Annotated in this window: 16 protein-coding genes; 11 read left to right on the forward strand and 5 right to left on the reverse strand. The window is 73.6% G+C overall.

Annotated features, from left to right (window positions below; translation table 11 throughout):
- Positions 1 to 2 precede the first annotated feature (2 nt).
- Positions 3 to 1,115 (forward strand): M20 family metallopeptidase, encoded by a 1,113-nt coding sequence (locus IFT88_RS04070; protein ID WP_192119007.1) that lies wholly within the window; start codon positions 3 to 5, stop codon positions 1,113 to 1,115.
- Positions 1,116 to 1,205: 90 nt separating this feature from the next.
- Here the strand turns inward: IFT88_RS04070 and IFT88_RS04075 are convergent, their stop codons facing one another.
- The gene (locus tag IFT88_RS04075) at positions 1,206 to 2,231 is read right to left on the reverse strand and encodes a LacI family DNA-binding transcriptional regulator (protein WP_056228930.1); all 1,026 of its coding nucleotides are present in this window, start codon (positions 2,229 to 2,231) and stop codon (positions 1,206 to 1,208) included.
- 255 nt (positions 2,232 to 2,486) lie between these two features.
- On the opposite strand from IFT88_RS04075, the gene IFT88_RS04080 reads away from it, so the two are divergent.
- From IFT88_RS04080 to IFT88_RS04115, 8 genes are all read left to right on the forward strand, one after another.
- Positions 2,487 to 3,518: a substrate-binding domain-containing protein gene (locus IFT88_RS04080; RefSeq protein ID WP_056228933.1), complete on the forward strand. Its 1,032-nt coding sequence runs from the start codon at positions 2,487 to 2,489 to the stop codon at positions 3,516 to 3,518.
- Positions 3,518 to 4,273, forward strand: a complete 756-nt coding sequence (locus IFT88_RS04085) for an ATP-binding cassette domain-containing protein (RefSeq protein ID WP_056043006.1) — start codon at positions 3,518 to 3,520, stop codon at positions 4,271 to 4,273. Before IFT88_RS04080 ends, IFT88_RS04085 begins: the two co-directional genes overlap by 1 nt.
- Positions 4,270 to 5,325, forward strand: coding sequence for an ABC transporter permease (locus IFT88_RS04090; RefSeq protein WP_052505095.1), 1,056 nt, complete (start codon positions 4,270 to 4,272; stop codon positions 5,323 to 5,325). The genes IFT88_RS04085 and IFT88_RS04090 overlap by 4 nt, the downstream gene beginning before the upstream one ends.
- Positions 5,322 to 6,410 carry a phosphotriesterase family protein gene (locus IFT88_RS04095; protein ID WP_192119008.1) on the forward strand — a complete coding sequence of 363 codons (1,089 nt, stop codon included), beginning with the start codon at positions 5,322 to 5,324 and terminating at the stop codon, positions 6,408 to 6,410. The genes IFT88_RS04090 and IFT88_RS04095 overlap by 4 nt, the downstream gene beginning before the upstream one ends.
- A gap of 75 nt (positions 6,411 to 6,485) precedes the next feature.
- A complete protein-coding gene (locus tag IFT88_RS04100) occupies positions 6,486 to 7,235 on the forward strand; it encodes a glutamine amidotransferase (protein ID WP_043593262.1) in 750 nt (249 codons plus the stop codon).
- Positions 7,217 to 7,915 carry a TenA family protein gene (locus IFT88_RS04105; RefSeq protein ID WP_192119010.1) on the forward strand — a complete coding sequence of 233 codons (699 nt, stop codon included), beginning with the start codon at positions 7,217 to 7,219 and terminating at the stop codon, positions 7,913 to 7,915. The genes IFT88_RS04100 and IFT88_RS04105 overlap by 19 nt, the downstream gene beginning before the upstream one ends.
- Positions 7,912 to 9,222, forward strand: coding sequence for a hypothetical protein (locus tag IFT88_RS04110; RefSeq protein ID WP_192119012.1), 1,311 nt, complete (start codon positions 7,912 to 7,914; stop codon positions 9,220 to 9,222). The genes IFT88_RS04105 and IFT88_RS04110 overlap by 4 nt, the downstream gene beginning before the upstream one ends.
- A complete protein-coding gene (locus IFT88_RS04115; protein ID WP_192119014.1) occupies positions 9,219 to 10,412 on the forward strand; it encodes a M28 family metallopeptidase in 1,194 nt (397 codons plus the stop codon). The genes IFT88_RS04110 and IFT88_RS04115 overlap by 4 nt, the downstream gene beginning before the upstream one ends.
- Before the next feature lie 68 nt (positions 10,413 to 10,480).
- On the opposite strand, the gene IFT88_RS04120 is transcribed toward IFT88_RS04115, so the two are convergent.
- Positions 10,481 to 11,128 (reverse strand): class F sortase, encoded by a 648-nt coding sequence (locus IFT88_RS04120; protein ID WP_342212063.1) that lies wholly within the window; start codon positions 11,126 to 11,128, stop codon positions 10,481 to 10,483.
- Between the two features lies 1 nt (position 11,129).
- Complete coding sequence (locus IFT88_RS04125; protein WP_249408742.1) at positions 11,130 to 11,873, reverse strand: CHRD domain-containing protein; 744 nt, start codon at positions 11,871 to 11,873, stop codon at positions 11,130 to 11,132.
- 188 nt (positions 11,874 to 12,061) lie between these two features.
- Between IFT88_RS04125 and IFT88_RS04130 the strand changes: the two genes are divergently transcribed.
- Both IFT88_RS04130 and IFT88_RS04135 read left to right on the forward strand, forming a co-directional pair.
- Positions 12,062 to 12,631: an RNA polymerase sigma factor gene (locus IFT88_RS04130; RefSeq protein ID WP_249408743.1), complete on the forward strand. Its 570-nt coding sequence runs from the start codon at positions 12,062 to 12,064 to the stop codon at positions 12,629 to 12,631.
- Positions 12,624 to 13,445, forward strand: a complete 822-nt coding sequence (locus IFT88_RS04135) for a hypothetical protein (RefSeq protein ID WP_192119016.1) — start codon at positions 12,624 to 12,626, stop codon at positions 13,443 to 13,445. Before IFT88_RS04130 ends, IFT88_RS04135 begins: the two co-directional genes overlap by 8 nt.
- Positions 13,446 to 13,555: 110 nt before the next feature.
- Here IFT88_RS04135 and IFT88_RS04140 read toward each other — a convergent pair whose 3' ends face one another.
- Both IFT88_RS04140 and IFT88_RS04145 read right to left on the reverse strand, forming a co-directional pair.
- A complete protein-coding gene (locus tag IFT88_RS04140; protein WP_192119018.1) occupies positions 13,556 to 14,593 on the reverse strand; it encodes a Gfo/Idh/MocA family protein in 1,038 nt (345 codons plus the stop codon).
- A 147-nt stretch (positions 14,594 to 14,740) separates the two neighbouring features.
- Positions 14,741 to 15,586 (reverse strand): helix-turn-helix transcriptional regulator, encoded by an 846-nt coding sequence (locus IFT88_RS04145; protein WP_192119020.1) that lies wholly within the window; start codon positions 15,584 to 15,586, stop codon positions 14,741 to 14,743.
- Positions 15,587 to 15,743 lie beyond the last annotated feature (157 nt).

Raw genomic sequence — 15,743 nt, forward strand, 5'->3', positions numbered from 1 at the left:
GCATGACCGCCCCGACGCCGTCCGAGGTGCCCGTGATCGCCCTGCTGCGCGACCTCGTCGCCATCGACTCGACGAGCGGCACGCCCGGCGAGGCGGCCGTCCTCCGCCGTGTGGCGTTCGAGTTCGAGGGTGTGCAGGAGGCGCGGGTCGCCTTCGCCCCCGGGGTCGACGGTGAGCCCGCGGCCCTCCTGGTCTCGCCGACGTCCGTCGCCTCCGACAGGCCGCTGCTCGTCTTCGCGTCGCACGCCGACGTCGTGCCGGTGACCGACGCCTCGGCCTGGACCCACGACCCCTTCGCCTCGACCGTCGTCGGCGACCGCCTGCACGGACGGGGAGCCTCGGACATGAAGTCCGGTCTCGCGGCCTCGATCGTCGCCGTGCGCGACCTCCTTCGCCAGGGCGCACCCGTCGCGCTCGCCGTCTCGACGGGCGAGGAGGTCGGCTGCCTCGGTGCCCCCGCGGTCGTCGACCTGCTCGCCGGCCGCCGGGTCGGAGCCGTCGTGATCCCCGAGTCGACCGACGGGCGGGTCGTCCTCGGCCACCGCGGTGCCCTCTGGTTGACGGTGCGCACCTCGGGCGTCGCCGCGCACGGCAGCACGCCCGAACGGGGCCACAACGCGATCCTCGACCTGGTGGCGGTGCTCGGGCGTCTGGACGACCTGCCGCTCTCGGCCCACGCCGACCTCGGGCGCGAGACGGTCAACGTGGGCGTCGTCTCGGGTGGCAGCGTGCCGAACATCGTGCCGGACGTCTGCGAGGCGCGCATCGACCTGCGGGTCGTCCGCGACGACGTCGGCGAGCTCGTCGCCTGGTGGCGTGGTCAGCCCGAGGTGACCGACGTCCGCGTCGACCTCGACCTGGCCGCCGTGTGGACCCCACGCGACCATCCCTGGCTCGCCGGGCTCGAGGCCCCGGTCTCGGAGGCGCCCGCCTCGTACTTCACGGACGCCTCGGTGCTCGTGCGGTCGCTCGACGACGGCGTGCCCGTCGTGGTCTGGGGCCCGGGCGACCCGACCGTCGTGCACACGGTGGACGAGTCCGTGTCGGTCGACGCGGTGCTGAGGGCGGTCGAGCAGTTCGGTCGCGTCGGCGAACGGTGGGCGGCCAAGCACTGACCGACGGTCGTCGGTCCCGACGGCTCGGGCGGACACGGGTCCGGCGGGCGCGGCTCGGGCGGGCGCGGACGCGGGTCCGGCGGGCGCGGCTCAGGCGGGCGCGGGAGCCGTCGAGCGCGTGCTCTGTCGTCGGACCAGTCGGGGCGCGAACGAGACGCGCGCGCCTCCTCGTCCGCCGTCGTCGGACCCGCGCAGCGAGAGCAGCCTGAGCGCCTCGCCGGCCATGCGGTCGGTGGGCTGGGCGAGCGTCGTCAGGGCCGGGGTCACGTACGAGGCGAAGACGATGTCGTCGAAGCCGGTGACCTGCAGCTCGTCGGGCACCGACACCCCGAGCTCGCGGGCCGCCCGCAACACACCCATGGCGATCAGGTCGTCCGCGCAGACGATGGCGTCCGGGCGATCGTCGGAGGCGAGCAGCCGGCGGGCCGCCGCGTCGCCGCTGTCGACCGAGTAGTCGCCGAGCACGACCCCGTCGCGCACCTCGCGGATGCCGAGTTCGGCCGCCCAGTGCCGGAAGCCCCGGAGGCGCAGGGTCGTCGACGAGTTCGTCAGCTCGGAGGTCACGAACGCGGCCGAGCGGGCACCGGTCTCGGCGAGGTGCGTCAGGACGAGCTTCATCGCCTCGGCGTCGTCGAGGCCGATCCAGTCGGTGCCGGCGACGTCGACCCGGCGGTCGAGCTGCACCAACGGGACGGCCCGGGCGGACGCGGCGACGGCCGCCGCGCTCTCGGTGTCGTGCACCGGGCTGACCACGATGCCGTCGACGTGTCGTTCGATCAGCGACCGCAGGTGGTCGGCCTCGACGGCGGGGTCCTGTCGCGAGTCGCAGAGGAACAACTGCTTGCCTTCTCCGTGCAGCGCGCTCTCGAGGCTGTCGACCAGGGTCGTGAAGAACGGGTTGAGGATGCTCGGCACGACCATGCCGACCGTGTCGGTGCGGCGGGTGCGCAGGGCACGGGCGATGCCGTTGCCCGAGTAGCCCAGCTCGTCGGCCGCGAGCCGCACCCGGGCCTCGACCTCGCGGCCGACCGGGCGGGACGCCGACATGACGCGGGAGACCGTCGCCGGGGAGACGCCCGCCCGGCGGGCGACGTCCGAGATGGTGACGGCGTTCATGGGCTCCTCAGGGCGCGGCCGCCGGCGGCGACGGGTGATGCCGACATCGTATCGTCCCCTCGCGGGAAAACGATTGCCCGCCCGAGATCTCTTTTACACGTCGGAAACACAAAGGTGTTGACACTCGAAACACGAAGGCGTCACTCTTGACGCAGTTCCCGACGGAAATCGATTGCCCATCGATCTCGACCCCTCCGAGATCGCCCCCTCGCCAGTCCCGCATGCTCCACCTCGTCCTCCCCAGGAAGGCTCCTCATGCCCACGACCCGTACCGTCCTCGCCGCATTCGCCGTGGGCGCCATCGCCATCGGCACCCTCGCCGGCTGCGACTCGTCCTCGACCACCGCCTCCGGTTCCGCGTCCGGCGGCTCGACCTCGACCCGCCCGGCACCCACCGACGTCCCCCAGGCGTGTTCACCCGACGGCGGCGGCACCCTGCAGCTCGGCATGGTCGACATCAACGAGCAGACCGCCTTCTTCACCCAGATGAACGAGGGCGTGCAGGACGTCGCCGACGAGGCCGGGGCCGACCTGCAGATCGTCAGCGGCGACAACGACAGCGCCACCCAGGTCTCGGGCGTCGAGAACCTCGTCGCCTCGGGCGTCGACGCGCTCATCGTCGACCCGGTCGACGCGACCGCGTTGATCCCGGCGCTCACCGCGGCGAAGGCCGCGGGCATCCCGGTCGTCGCGGCCGACGGTTCGGTCGAGGACGCCTCGGCGATCGACTCGTACGTCGGCACGGCGAACGAGGACGGCGGCGCCCAGCTCGGGAAGGCCTTCCTCGACATCACGGGGGGCGAGGGCGAGGTCGGCGTCGTCGGCGCGCTGAACAGCGCCATCCAGATCCAACGCCAGAACGGCTTCACCGACGCCGTCGAGGCCGGGGGCATGACCATCGGCACGATCGTCGACGGTCAGAACGTGAACGAGGACGCCCAGGCCGCGGCCGAGAACCTGCTGACCGGCAACCCCGACCTCGAGTACATCTACGCCACGGGCGAGCCCGCGCTGAACGGTGCCATCGCGGCGGTCAAGAGCCAGGGCGCCCAGGATCGCGTCACGATCGTCGGCTGGGACCTCTCGCCCTCGGCCGTCGAGGGTCTGCAGGACGGCTACGTCGAGGCCGTCATCCAGCAGGACACCTTCGGCTTCGGCTACGAGGCCGCTAAGGCCGCGATCAACCTGGCCTGCGGCACCGCCGAGGTGCCGGCGACCGTCGACGTGCCGATCACGATCGTCACGCCCGACAACCTGGCCGACTTCTCGTACTACCTGGAGGGCTGATGACCGACGTCACCACCGGCGACCTGCTCGTCGAACTCGAGGGCATCCGCAAGTCGTACGGCGCCGTCGACGTCCTGCGCGGCGTCGACCTGCGCCTCGCGCGCGGCGAGGTGCTCGGCCTGGTCGGCGACAACGGCGCCGGCAAGTCCACGTTGATGAAGGTGCTCGCCGGTTCGGTCCAGCACGACGGCGGCCGCATCAGCATCAAGGGCAAGGAGGTGCGGTTCCAGTCCCCGAGCGACGCCCAGGCCGAGGACATCGGCATCGTCTACCAGGACCTCGCCCTCTGCGACAGCCTCAACGTCGCCGCCAACCTGTTCCTCGGCCGCGAGCCGCGGGTCGGGCCCTTCCTCAAGGTCGGGGCGATGCACGCCGAGGCCACGGCCGTGCTCAAGGAGTTCGGCGTCCGCGTGACGTCCACGCACCAGCTGATCTCGCAGCTGTCGGGTGGTCAGCGCCAATCGGTCGCCATCGCGCGCGCCGCGTCGGTCGACCCCGACGTCCTGATCCTCGACGAGCCGACCGCCGCCCTCGCCGTCACCGAGGTCGAGTCGGTGCTGCGCCTCATCAAGGAGGTCGCGGCCCGAGGGGTCGGCGTCATCCTGATCACCCACCGGCTGCAGGACCTCTTCCGGGTCTGCGACCGCATCACCGTGATGTACGAGGGGCGCAGCGTCGACGACGCCCGCATCGACGACCTCACCATCGAGTCGCTCGTCGACATGATCACCCGTGAAGGGAGCGCTGCCGCATGACCGCGACGACCTCTGACCCCACCCGCACCGACGGCCCCGAGCCGGGTCGCGGACACGGCTCCACCGACGTGCGCGAGCGCCGCTGGGAAGCCCTGCAACGCGTCAACAAGTCCACCCTGCTGATGCTCGTCGTGACGCTCGTCGTCATCGTCGTCTTCTCGGTGGCGACCCCGACCTTCCTCACCGGCACGAACCTGCGGAACGTCGCCGTGCAGGTCGCCCCTGCGGCGATCGTGGCCGTCGCGATGACCTTCGTCATCACGGCGGGCATGATCGACCTCTCGGTCGGGTCGACGCTCGCGCTGGTGTCGGTGATCGGGGCGGTCCTGCTGCGGGCCGGTCTCGAGTCGGTCCTGGTGATCGTCATCTGCCTGGCCGTCGGCGCCTTCTGCGGGTTGGTCAACGGCTGGTTCTCGAGTTACCAGGGCATCCCGTCGTTCATCGTCACGTTGGCCACCATGTCGATCGTGCGGGGCGTCGCCCTGCTGATCACGAAGGGCTACTCGATCGCCATCGGCTCGGGGCTGATCTTCGCCCAGGTCGGGCAGGGCCGGCTGTTCGGGCTCGGGTACCCGGCCTGGCTCGCGCTGATCATCGTCGGCGTCGGCATCGTGGGGCTGCAGCGCATGCGGTTCGGCCAGTACATCACCGGCATCGGCTCGAACGAGGAGTCGGTCCGCCGGGCGGGCGTCGACACCCGCTTCGTCAAGATGATGGCCCTCGTGCTCAGCGGCACGGCGGCCGGCGCGGCCGGCATCATCACCGCAGCCCGACTGGGGTCGGGCGACGCCAACTCGGGCGTCGACTTCGCCATGACGGTGATCACCGCCGTCGTGATCGGCGGCACGAACCTGCTCGGCGGCAAGGGCAGCGTCATCGGCACGGCGATCGGGGCCATCCTCACCGGCGTCATCACCAACGGCCTCACGCTGCTCGGCCTGAGCCCCTACATCGTGCCCATCGTGACCGGCAGCCTCCTGATCATCGTCATCTGGATCAACCTGCGGGGCGGCTCGTTCACCGACCTGGTCCGCAAGCGGGTGACCCGATGAGCCGCGTCGGAGGCTTCGGCGCCGAGACGACCACCGTCGTCGACGTGCAGACGGTCACCGGCCCCGTGCCGAGCGACCGCCTCGGCTACACGCTGCCGCACGAGCACCTGATCAACAGCATCGAGGAGGGCGGGCTCGAACCCGACCCCGACTTCCCCGAGCTGTTCGACGCCCCGGTCACTCCCGAGATCGCCTGGTTGCTGCGCGACCGTCCGCTCGCCTGCCGCGACAACTGCGTGCTCGACGGCGACGACGACGCGGTCGACGAGCTCGTGGCCTTCCGCGAGCTCGGCGGCAGCACGGTCGTCGAGCTGACCTCGGACGGACAGGGGCGCGACCCCCGCCGTCTCGCCGAGATCTCGCGTCGCAGCGGGGTCACCGTCGTCACCGGTGGCGGCTGGTACCTCGAGCGGTTCCACCCCGAGGCCACGGGCCGCGACACCGTCGACGACCTGACCTCGCGTCTGGTCGCGCAGTACCGGGCCGACCCGGCCGAGACCGGGGTGCCCCGGTCGGGCGTGATCGGCGAGATCGGCGTCTCGCCCGGCTTCACCGAGCGCGAGGAGCGCTCGTTGCGCGCGGCCTGCCGCCTGCAACGCGAGACCGGCCTGCCGATGTTCGTGCACCTGCCCGGCTTCGTCCGGCACGGCGGCCGCGTGCTCGACGTCGTGCTGCGCGACGAGGGCGTCGACCCCACCGCGGTCGTCCTCTGCCACATGGACCCGTCCGGCAGCGACCCCGACTACCAACGCAGCCTCGCCGAGCGCGGGGTCTGGCTCGAGTTCGACATGATCGGCATGCCGTACCGCTTCTCCCTGCCGGGTGAGGGGCAGTCGCCCTCGCCGGTCGAGACGGCCACGGCGATCGCCCGCCTGGCCTCGGCCGGGTTCGGCCGCCGTCTGCTGTTCAGCCACGACCTCTTCCTGAAGAGCATGTTGCGCAAGCACGGGGGCAACGGCCTCTCGTACGTCCCCGCGGTGTTCCTCGACCGGCTGACCGACCTCGGCGTCGACGCCGAGATCGTGCACGGCGTCGGCACCCGCAACGTCCGCGACCTCTTCGAGGGCGCCGCCCTGACCCGCTGAGGGGCGACGTCGCGGCACCGAGCCGCGCGCGCCTCCTCGTCCCGAACCGTCCCGTCACCACCGGAAGGCACCACCATGTCCCGCATCCTCATCGCCGGCGAGAGCTGGATCACCGCGACCACCCACACCAAGGGCGTCGACGAGTTCACCGCCCACTCGTACACCGAGGGCGTCGCGCAGCTGCGCACGGCCCTGCAGGCCGGCGGTCACGAGGTCGTCCACCTGCCCGCCCACCTCGTCGCCACCGACTTCCCCGAGACGCAGGAGGCGCTGGACGCCTACGACGTCGTGGTGCTGTCCGACATCGGCGTCAACTCGCTGCAGCTCGCGCCCGCCGTCTTCGAGAAGAGCATCCCGGGTCGGGACCGCGTCCGCGAACTCGCCCGCTGGGTCGAGGCCGGAGGCGCGCTGCTGATGATCGGCGGCTACCTGTCGTTCTCGGGCTGGCAGGGCCGCGCGGGCTACGCCCGCACCGAGATCGCCGACGTGCTGCCGGTCGAGATGCTGATCGGCGACGACCGCGTCGAGCGCCCGGCCGGCGTCGTCGCCACCGTCCTCGACGCCGAGCACCCCGCCCTCGGCGGCGCGGGCACCGAGTGGCCGCTGCTGCTCGGCTACAACCGCACCGTCGTGAAGCCGGGCGCGGTCGAGCTCGCCCGTCTCGACGGCGACCCGCTCGTCGTCGTCGGCGAGGCCGGCGCGGGACGCACCGCGGTGTTCACGAGCGACTGCTCGCCGCACTGGGCGCCGCCGGCGTTCTGCGAGGAGTGGGACGGCTACGCCCGGGTGTTCAACGGCATCGTGTCGTGGCTGACCGGCCGCTGACGGTGGCGGGCACGACCCGGCCCGAGGGTGCCGGCGCGGGCCGGGCGGGGGCGCTCGTCGACCGCTGCTCGGCCGAGCTCGACGCCTCGGCGTCGGTGCCGCTGCTCGCCCGGATGGCCGACGGCACGCTCGACGACCCCGCCTTCGGTCGCTACCTCATGATCGAGCAGGCGTTCGTCCGGACGGCGGCCCGTCTCGCGGGCTACTGCCTCTGGCAGCAGCCGGAGTGGTCCCGCGCCGAGCGCCACGCCGAGGCCGTCGCCGACCTCGTGGGTCCGCAGAGCCGGTACTTCGAGCGGTTGCTCTCGACGCGACCGGTCGACGACGCGACCTCGAGCGACCTGCTGCGCCGCGCCTCCGTCCTCGAGGGGGCGGTGACGGCGGCCCTCGCCGAGGGCGGTTACGCCGGCGTCGTCACCAGCCTCGCCGCGGCCGAGACGCTCTACCTGCGGTGGTGCACGCGGGCGGCCGAGCGGCCGGTGCCCCGACCGGACGACGTTCAACGGTGGATCGAGCTGCACGTCACCGACGGCTTCCGCGCCCAGGTGGACTTCCTGCACCAGCTGGTCGACGAGCTGCCCGCCGACGTGACCGACGCCCGACTGGACGCCTGGTTCGTGGGCATGCTGCGCGCCGAGGACGCGTTCCACGCGAGTGCCCTCGTCGAGGTGGCCGCATGACCGGCCCGGTCGACGGGCCGACCGACAGCCCGGTCGGCCCGGCCGTCGGGCCGACCGACCGCCCGGTCGGCCCGGCCGTCGTCGACCTGCGCGCCGTCGAGGCCCGTCTCGCCGCGGCCGGCATCGCCTCCGAACGGGTGGCCGTCGGACCCGACGCCGTCGTGGTCGTCTCGTCGTACGGCGGCCGCGTCTACGGCCCCTTCTTCGCCGAGGGCGAGGCCGAGAACTGGCTGCCCGACGCGTTCGCCGACGACGACGCCTTCGGTGCGCTGGTCGACTCGGGCGACTGGAACGTCGGCGGCGACCGGGTCTGGATCGGCCCCGAGATCGCCTACATGATCCGCGACCGCAGCGACTACTGGGGCAGCTACGAGATGCCGCCGTCGCTCGACCCCGGCTGCCACGACCTCGGCCGCACGGGCGACCGCGTGACGCTGTCGCGGGTCGCCGAGCTCGAGGCGTTCACGGAGCCGACGGGGCTCGTGCGCGCCGACCTGACGCTCGTCGTGCGTCCGGCGGCCCACCCGCTGCGACACCTGCGCGGGGCGTCGGCCGGGGGCCCCGGCGGCGCACCGCTCGTCGACGCCGTCGAGTACGGCGGCTACGTGACGGAGGTGCGGCTCGGCATCACCTCGGACGGCGCGCACGAGGCCGAGTCGTGGATGCTCGACCAGGTGCGGGCCGGCGGCACGGCGTTCGTCGCGGCCGTGCCCGACACCCAGGTGACGGACTACTACGAGCCGGTCGGCGAGCTGCTCGCCGAGGTGCCCGGCGGCGTCGCCGTGTCGCTGACCGGTGCCGACCGCTTCAAGATCGGTTTTGCGGCACCGCACGTCACCGGACGCGTCGGGTACGTGCGCGCGGTCGGCGGCCCGGCCGACGACCGTGCCGTGCTCTTCGTGCGCGGCAGCCACAGCGACCCGTCGGCCGAGTACTCCGAGGAGCCCGACCCGTCCCCGGGAGTCCGGGGCGACTCGCTGCACCTGTACGACGACGACGGCGGGCTCGGCGGGTTCGCCGAGATCGAGGCCCGGGGCACGCCCGTCCTCGGCCCGCGTCCCGAGGCGGTCACCGACCGGTTCGCCAGCTGGTGGTTCCGGGGGAGGACGGACGACGTCGCCCGCGTGGCCCAGCACCTGCTCGGGGTGCCCGCCCCGACGGCGGCGCGGGCCGCCCGGGGCGCCGCGCCGCGCCTCCTCGGTCCGTCGGCCGCGTCGGCCGACGCCTTCCCGGCCACGTCGCCGACCGCCCCGTCGGGCCCGTCCCCGTCACCCACCCCCGAGCCGTCCCCGAGAGGAACGACATGACCCACGACATCGACCCGGCCGCGGCGCAGCGCGCGGACCGCGCCTACGACGACCTCGTCGCCCTGGTGCAGCACGGCCCCCGGTTCCACGGCACCGCAGGCATCGCGGCCGCCGGCGACTGGCTCGAGCAGCGGCTGACCGCGGTCGGGTGGCCGGTCGCCCGGCAGCCCGTGACGCTGCCCGGCTGGCAGCCGGGCAGCGTGCACCGGGTCGCGGTGCAGCAGCCGATCGCCCGCGAGCTGCCCGCCTGGCCGATGCTCTGGAGCGGGTCGACCGGCGGCCCGCGCCGGGGCACGGTCGAGGCCGTCGGCCCGCAGGGACTCTGGGGCGACTCGATGGTCTGGCAGAAGTTCGTCGTCCGGAGTGACGACGGCGACGTGGTGGCCTACCTGCACGCCCGCGACGACGGACCCGCGGCCCCGCAGCCGCTGCCCTCCGGGTCGGACCACGACGTGGCCCACCTCGCGATCGGCCGCGTCGACGGTCTGCAGCTGACCGAGTGGATCGCCGACGGCAAGCCCGTCGAGCTCGAGGTCGAGGCCGACGGTGGCCCGGTCGACGCCGCGACGAGCGACAACCTGATCGTCGACGTGCCCGGCACGGGCGACGGGTCCGTGTTGCTCTGTGCGCACTACGACACGTTCTTCAACACGGTCGGCGCGTACGACAACGGCAGCGGGACGATCGCCCTGCTGCAGCTGGCCGAGCGGTGGGCGACGGCCCCGCCGGTCGCGTCGGTTCGCCTCGTCTTCTTCACCGCCGAGGAGTGGCACCTGGGCGGGTCCCGGCACTTCGTCGACAGCGCCTCGCCCGACGAACTCGATGCCCTCGACTACGTGCTCAACGTCGACGGGCTCGGTCGCGGGTCGTTCGTCGAGGCGTTCGGGGCACCCGAGGCGTTCTCGACGGCGTTCCGCGGGGCGCTGCTGCAGCACGCCGCGGTCACCCGGCCCGACCTCGAGCTGGTCACCCGGTTCCCGCCGACGACCGGCACCGACGACGCGTCGTTCTACCGCGCGGGCGTGCCCAGCGCGTTCCTCACCTTCAACGACCTGCACCGCCTGCACCAGCCCGACGACGAGCCGAACCGCGGCATCGCGGCGAACGTCGCGTGGACCGTGCCGCTCGTCGAGCACCTCGTGGCGAGCCTGACGCGACCGACGCGGGCCGCGCCTCCCGGGGTGTTGTAGGCCCCGGGCGGGCCGGCCGGGTGCCGGGCGGCGGGTGCCGCATGCCGGACGGGCCGGCCGGGCCGGGCTCAGGCCACCGGTTCGGCGAACACGACCCGGTTCTGGTCGTAGTGGCCCGAGCCACGGTCGAACACGCCGCCGCAGGTGATCAACCGCAGTCGGTCGGTCGGCTGCGCGCCGAAGACGCGGGTGGTCGGGAACTCGGCCTTCGGCACGTCGACGACCTCGGTGACGGCGTAGCTCACGACGCCCCCGTCGACCGTGGTCACGTCGACCCGGTCGCCGACGACGAGCTCGTCGAGCCGGGCGAAGACCGCGGGGCCCGACGCCGAGTCGACGTGGGCGGCGATCACGGTCGGCCCGCGCCCGCCCGGCTTGCCGCCGCCGGTGAACCAGCCGACGTCGTCCGCGTCGACGGGCACCTCCATGGCGCCGTCGTCGGCGATGCCGAGGCCGATCAGCGGGGCGTCGAGTCCGATGGCGGGCACCGAGACGGCCGCCGGAGCGACCCCCTCGCCGACGACCCCGTCGCTGCCGTCGACCCCGCCCACCGCAGGAGGCGCGGTGCCGGCCGCCGACGGAGCCACGGTCGCCGGGGCGCTCGCCCCCGCCCCCGGGGCCGGCGCCGCCGTCGGTGCGGCCGCCCCGGGCGCCGCGCACCCGGTCAGGGCCAGCACGACGGCGACGACGACCGCCGGGGTCAGGGAGCGGAGCACGTCAGGCCCGGGCCGCGCGCTGACGACGGGTCAGGACGTACGCACCCGCACCGAGCAGGGCGAGGGCTCCGGCACCGCCCGCCGCGAGGCCGAGACCGCCGGCCGACGCGCCCTCGGTGGCTGCGCCTCCGAGTCCGGTGTCGACGCCGCCGACGGGCACCTGCGTCAGCTGGCCGCGGACGACGCCGGCCGCGAACGAGGCCGTGTGCGAGTCGCCCGTGAAGCCGGCCGGGTTCGCCTCGAGCTGCTTCAGGCTGAAGCCGGTGCCCGTGTCGGCGCCGGCGGGGCTCATGACGCCGGTCGTGAAGGGCCCCTGCAGGCAGCCGCTGCTCGTGCGCGTGCCGTCACCGCGGTCGACCGGGTTCGGGAACGCGATGCGCGGCGGACCGGCCTGGCCCTGGGCCGCCTCGTGGATGTGCGTCGCGGTCTTGGCCGGGCTCTGGTAGTCGCCGGTCACGCCGCGCAGGGTGATGTCGTAGCAGATCACCTCGGTGTCGCTGTTGACGCGGAAGTCGAACGTCCCCGTCGCACCGGGCTCGCCCGGGGTGGCGACCCCGTCGTTGTTGATGACCTGGTCGGGCGTCGCCATCACCGTGTAGGCGCTCGTGAAGGTCGACGGTTCGGGCACCTCGGTCTCGGCGAACGCGGGCGTCACGCCGAACAGGGTGACGGCGGTCGCGGCGGCACCACCGATCGTCAGGGTGCGGATGGCGGTCTTCTTGGTCGTGCGCGTCATCTTCGGCATGCTCCGGGTCCTCTCGACGGGGCGGCGCCCGGGCGGGTGCCGCTCGACAGGGCCTACGTCGTCGGGCCTCGATGCGTTCACCCGGTGCCGAGAAAGTTTTCTCGGCGGTGCGGTGAACACCGGAGGCGCAGCGGACGTAGACCCCGTCGGCATCCGCGAACGGCGTGGATAGGCTGGAGGGCAGGCGGATGATCGCCGTCATGGGTCGCGCGGGGCCCGTCCCGGGCCGCGTCGCAGATCGGAGCCCGATGAGCGAGGGGTCGTCCGGTCTCGACGTCCGGGCCGCGTTCGTCGAACACGGCTCGTCGCTGCTCGGTTTCGCCGTCAACGCCCTCCGCGACCGGGCGCTCGCCGAGGACTGCGTGCAAGAGACCTTCGTGCGGGCCTGGCGCGCCCGCGACTCGTTCGACGCCGACCGCGGCAGCGTCCGCACCTGGCTGTTCGCGATCGAACGCCGCGTCGTGCTCGACGTGTACCGGGCACGCACGCGCACGCCGTCGGTCGTGCCGCTCGAGCACGCACCCGACCCCGTGGCGACCGTCGCCGACCCGCTCGAGCGCCTGGGCATGGCCGAGGGGCTCGCCCGCCTGAGCGACGACCACCGGGCGGCCGTCGTGGCCGTCCACCTCGAGGGCCTGACCTACCGCGAGGTCTCCGAGCGCACGGGCGTGCCCGTCGCGACCCTCCGCACCCGCGTGTTCCACGCGCTGCGTGCCCTCCGCACCCACCTCGACGACCAGGAGACGACCGATGACTGACCGCACGCCAGGGGTGGGGGCCGGTGACGACGCCGGTACCGGGGGCATCGACGGCATCGGGGGCGCCGACGGCATCGGGGGCGCCCCCGATACCGGGGGCGCCGGCGCCCGTCGCGACGAGTTGACGGCCGCGGCGCTCGCAGACGACCTCTCGCCGAGCGAGCGCGTCGAGTTCGACGCGCTGCGGGCCGCCGATCCGTCCATCGACGCCGAGTTGGCGTCGCTGGGCGTCGTCGTCGGAGGGCTGTCGGACTTCGGCCGGTGGGACGATGTCGCCCCGAGCGACGGACTGCGCGAGCGCGTCGACGCCGTCGGACGGATCGGAGACGACCCGGCGGTCACGCACATCGGTCCGCACGTCGCCACGGCCCGGTCGGGCCGGGGTCGTCGTCCGCTGCTGATCGCCGTCGCCGCCGCGGCGTGCCTGGCGATCGGGGCCGGGGGTGGAGTCCTGCTCGCGACACCTCGCGACACGGTGGTGGCCGGCCCGGCCGGCACCCTCGGCGCCGTCGAGCACGTGGACTTCGTCGGTCAGCCCGCCGGGGTCGACCTCGACGGAGATCTCGTCGCCCACACCTGGGGCACCGAGACCGTCCTCAGCATCGACGGCCTGCCGACGGGCTCGGCGTTCACGGTCGTGGTGGTCGGGGACGACGGACGTGAATACGAGTCCGGTGCGTTCCTCGGGTCCGACGTGCGCGTCGACTGCCGGCTGAACGCCGCCGTGCTGCGGTCCGACGTCGCGTCGGTCGAGATCCGAGCCGCGGACGGCCACGACATCGCCGTCGCGTCGGTGCCGCCGGTCGCGAGCTGACCCGCGCCTCGCTGCCGGGCCGACCCGCGCCTCCTGCTCTCGTCCGTCGAGATGTCACGACGTGCCGCTCCCCTCGCGCCGTGAGCCGCGACTCGTGATGTCTCCCGGGCTCAGACGACGGTCAAGGAGGCGCGGGTCGCCTCGATCGTCGCGAGCAGCGACCTCGAGTCGGCCAGGGAGTGCAGGGGCGAGTCGCGCAACCCGGCGTCCACGAAGGACGCGAGGGCCGTCGCCTGGTAGGCGAGCCCCTGGCGGCCGGTCGGGACGGTCGGGTCGCTCCAGACCGCTGACCCGGCATCGGTCGTCAGCTCGAACGTCGCGGGGAAGACGAGGTTCTGCAGGGTGCGGATCGACCCGGTCGTTCCCGAGATCGTGCCGAGCCCGGGCGACGTCGTGAGCAGGCTCGTCGCCGCGGTGGCGAGCACCCCGTCGGCCGTGCGGGTGACGACGGCCGCGTCGAGGTCGACGCCGTCGGCCCGGGTCGAGCCGGTGGCGTGCCATTCGACGGGGTGGCCGGTCGCGAACTGGGTGAACCAGAACGCGTAGACGCCGATGTCGAGCAGCGCGCCGCCGCCGAGGGCCGGGTCGGTCATGCGTCCGCCGGCCGAGAGGTCGTTGGCCCAGGCGACGTCGGCGGTCGCGAGCCGCACGTCGCCGATCGCCCCGTCGTCGAGCAGCGCGGCGATGACGGTGGTGTGCGGCAGGTAGCGCGTCCAGAGTGCCTCCATCGCGAGGACGCCCGCGGCGCTCGCCGCGGCCACGATCTCGTCGGCCTCGGCCGTGCTGGTCGCCATCGGCTTCTCGATCAGGACGTGCTTGCCGGCACGGATCGCGGTCAAGGCGTCCGGCAGGTGCCGGCTGTGGGGCGTGGCCACGTAAACGACGTCGACGTCGGGGGAGGTGACCAGCGCCTCCTGGTCGCCGTACGCGGTGTCGACGCCGTGGGTGCGGGCGAACGCCTCGGCCCGGTCGAGGCTGCGCGAGGCCACGGCGACCACGCGCTGGTCGGTGTGCGCATGAAGGGCGTCGGTGAAGTCGCCGGCGATCTCGCCCGGGCCGATCACGCCCCAGCGCAGGGTCGGCCCGCCGCGCAACGGGACGGCCGTCGAGGCGGGGAATGTCGCGGTGCTCGGGCTTTGCGGGGGCATGCGTTCTCCTCGGGGTCACGTCGTCGTGCGTGCGTCCATCTTCGCGGGTGCGTGGGCGGTGCGGTGCGTGTGCGGCTGTGGCTTCGGGTGCGGCTGCGGCTGCGGCTGCGGCTGCGGGTGCGGGTGCGGGTGCGTCGCGCCCTGCCCTCAGCCGTGCTCGGCGAACCGCCCCACGCCGATCACGTCGAGCAACCGCAGCTTGGCGTCGTCGTCGGACCCGGGCGTCGCCGTCAGCACGAGCAGCGTCTGCGACTGGTCCTCGGTGAAGAGCGCCTGGCAGTCGACCTCGATCCGGCCGAGCTCGGGGTGGAGCAGCGTCTTGCGGTCGTCGAAGCGTTGGTGCACGGCGTGCCGAGCCCAGATCGTCGCGAACTCCTCGCTCGACGCGAGCAGCGCCTCCACGAGTTCTCGCGGTCGGCCTCCGCCGCCCGCCATGCTGAGCGCCGCCCGCAGCCCGGAGGCCTGCAGCTCGAGCTGGTGCGCGTGGTCCTCGACCGGGTAGGAGGCGCGCTCGGCCGGGTCGGTGAACCACCGGTGGAACGCGCTGCGGGCCAGCCCCTCGTGCCGCATCTGGTCGCCGAGCAGGGCGACCGCGAGGCGGTTCTGTGCGAGCGTCTCGGCCAGGTCGCTGAGGACGAGCGCGGGGGTGTCGACCAACCGGTCGAGCACCCGCCGCAACGCGGGACTGACGTGGTCGCCGCCGCGCGTCCGGCGAGGGGGGTGGTGGCCGGTCAGGCGGTAGAGGTGGTCGCGCTCGTCGAGGCTCAGTCGCAGCCCCCTGGTGAGGGCGACGAGCATCTGCTCGGACGGCTGCGGGCCACGCTGCTGCTCGAGCCGCGCGTAGTAGTCGGTCGACATGCCGACGAGCCCCGCCACCTCTTCACGACGCAACCCGGCGGTCCGTCGCCGCACGCCCTCGGGCAGCCCCACGTCGGACGGTCGCAGGGCCTCTCGGCGGTGGCGGAGGAAGTCGGCGAGGTCGGCGCGGTCCATGGCCCCATGCTGTCAGCCGCGGCACCCGCCAACCAGGGAGCGCCGATCCCTGGACGAGCGCTCTCTGCCGCACCGCGCCTCCCCGGGTCAGAGTGGTGGTCGTCCCCCCGACCGACGTCGGTGCGACGACCACCACCGGCCGCGCCGAGCGCGGCAC

It is taken from the genome of Frigoribacterium sp. CFBP 8751 (genome assembly GCF_014841545.1).
Classification (GTDB): Bacteria; Actinomycetota; Actinomycetes; order Actinomycetales; family Microbacteriaceae; genus Frigoribacterium.